At 68.9% G+C, this 2,235-nt stretch carries 3 protein-coding genes; 2 read left to right on the forward strand and 1 reads right to left on the reverse strand.

The window, feature by feature from the left end:
* A partial coding sequence (locus VJS38_RS15880) for a TauD/TfdA dioxygenase family protein (protein ID WP_324089127.1) occupies positions 1 to 811 on the forward strand: 811 nt, incomplete at its 5' end.
* A 45-nt stretch (positions 812 to 856) separates the two neighbouring features.
* On the opposite strand, the gene VJS38_RS15885 is transcribed toward VJS38_RS15880, so the two are convergent.
* The gene (locus VJS38_RS15885; RefSeq protein ID WP_324089128.1) at positions 857 to 1,714 is read right to left on the reverse strand and encodes a LysR substrate-binding domain-containing protein; all 858 of its coding nucleotides are present in this window, start codon (positions 1,712 to 1,714) and stop codon (positions 857 to 859) included.
* A 135-nt stretch (positions 1,715 to 1,849) separates the two neighbouring features.
* On the opposite strand from VJS38_RS15885, the gene VJS38_RS15890 reads away from it, so the two are divergent.
* Positions 1,850 to 2,235 (forward strand): ABC transporter permease (locus VJS38_RS15890; RefSeq protein WP_414692451.1); only part of this gene is annotated, 386 nt, incomplete at its 3' end.

A 2,235-nucleotide genomic window follows, 5' to 3' on the forward strand; every position in this document is an offset into this window, starting at 1 on the left:
GATCCGCCCGCTGCAACCGACCATCGGCGCCGAGATCAGCGGCGTCGATCTCAGCCGGCCGATTTCGGACCGCACGCGCGACGAGATCAAGGCCGCGGTGCTGAAGCACAAGGTGGTCTTCTTCCGCGACCAGACGCTGAACGACGAGACACAGGCCGCGTTCGCCGCGCGCTTCGGCCCGCTCTACACCCACCCCAGCGCCAAGCGTCACGACAACATCGCGCCGCTGCACCGCATCGCCGCGGCCGACTTCAACGCCCACGACCTGATTCCCGACCCGACCAGCGTCGAGTCCGGCTACCACGCCGACACCAGCTGGCGGCTCGTGCCCACGTGGGGCGCGGTGCTGCGGGCGGTGACCCTGCCCGAGGTCGGCGGCGACACGATCTGGGTCGACGCGCACAAGGCCTATGAAGGCCTGCCGGAAGACCTGAAGGCAAGGCTCGACAACCTCTACGTCAACCACGACTTCCGGGCCGGCCTGGAGCCGTATGGCTTGGACTATCCGATCGTTTCCCACAGGATCGTGCGGACGCACCGGGAGACCGGCGAGAAGGTCCTCTGGGTCAACTTCACCCAACGCCCGCACATCCTGGGCCTGGACATCGCCGAGAGCAAGGCGCTGCTCGAAACCATCCTCTACCACTACAAGAAGCCGGAAAGTCAGGTCCGCTTCTCCTGGCGGCCCGGCTCCGTGGCCTTCTGGGACAACCGCGCCACCGTCCACTACGCGGTGCGCAACTACGGCGACTTCCCGCGCCTGATGCAGCGGGTGCTGATCGCCGACGAGCCGCTCTGGGCCGATCTCTGAGCCCGCCCGGGCGGCGGCGATCAGCGCCGCCGCCCGGCGTCCGGCTCATGGGGCGTTCTCCGGTTCAAGGTCGAGGACGGCGACGTTCATCAGGTCCGCCAGGCGGGTGATCGTCGGGTGCGGGTTGGCGCGGGTATGGCGCACGTAGGTCACCTGCGGCAGGGCGGGCAACAGGCTCGCCGCCTCCGCGCCCAGCAGCCGGTCGGAGAAGATGCGCGTCCTGGCGCTGACCCCCAGGCCGGCGTTCACCGCCGCGCGCAGCACCGAGAGGCTCGGCGTCTCGAGGACGACGCGGTAGGGCCGGCCGGCGGCGTCGAGCGCCGCCAACGCGGCGTCGCGGAACCGGCACGGCCGTTCGAGCACCGCGACCGGCAGCACCTCCTCTTCCACCAGCGCGTCCTCGCCCAGCCAGACGGTCGACGCCACCCGGATGGCCGCGATGTCGTCGGAACCGCCCATGCACAGCACGACGTCGAGCCGATCCGCGGCGAGCGCCTCCAGCAGTTCCTGCGAGCCGCCGACGCGGACCTGCAGCTGGGCGTCGGGATTGAGCTGGGCGAAGCGCGCGAGCACGCCGGACAGCAGGGTCTCTGCGAAGTCCTGCACGAGGCCGACCCGCGCCGGCCCCGCGAGCGCATCCCCCGTCAAGGCCGAGACGGCGCGATCGTTCATCGCCAGGATGTCGCGGGCATAGACCAGCAGGGTCTGGCCGGCCGGCGTGAGCACCAGCCTGCGGCCGTCGCGATGGAACAGCGAAGCCTGGAGGGTGTCCTCCAGGCGCTTCATCTGCAGGCTGAGCGCGGACTGGGTGACGAAGACGCGCTCCGTCGCGCGCAGCATCGAGCCGGAATCCACGATGGCGGCGAAGCTTCGCAGAAGCTCGGTCGGCAGGTTCACGGGCATGAGCGGCGTTCCATGTATGAGAATCTCTAAAGCGGACGGTGAGGTTATTTCTATTGAGCCAATAGGGATTAAAGGGCTTCCTCACCGGAGGCAAAGCGGAAAAGCGCTCGTTGCGACAAAGGTGGAGCCGCGCAGGTGTCTGTGGCCACGCTCGATAGAAAAGTTGAACGGATCGCGCTTCCAAAGGTGCGCTGGGGCGAGGCGCGTTGGCTTTCGCCCCTGGTGCTGCTCGTCTTCTGGGAACTGGGATCGCGCGCGGGCGTCATCCCCGCTCACGTGCTGGCGGCGCCCTCCACCGTGGCTCGCTCCTTCTGGGAGCTGGCGGCGAGCGGCGAGCTCGGCCGCAACGTGCTGGTCTCCCTGGCCCGCGCCGCGGCCGGACTGACCATCGGGCTCGTGGCGGGCACGGTCCTTGCGCTCGTCGCCGGCTTCTCACGATTGGGCGAGACGGCGATCGATCCCCTGATGCAGCTGAAGCGGACCATCCCGGTCGTGGCCTTGACGCCGCTGTTCATCGTTTG

This window comes from Phenylobacterium sp., assembly GCF_035276905.1.
In the GTDB taxonomy this organism is placed as follows: Bacteria; Pseudomonadota; Alphaproteobacteria; order Caulobacterales; family Caulobacteraceae; genus Phenylobacterium.

What these genes read in the sequence shown, in the direction of transcription:
- VJS38_RS15885 (WP_324089128.1), bottom strand. Translation starts at nt 1,714, where the DNA reads ATGCCCGTGAACCTGCCGACCGAGCTTCTGCGAAGCTTCGCCGCCATC.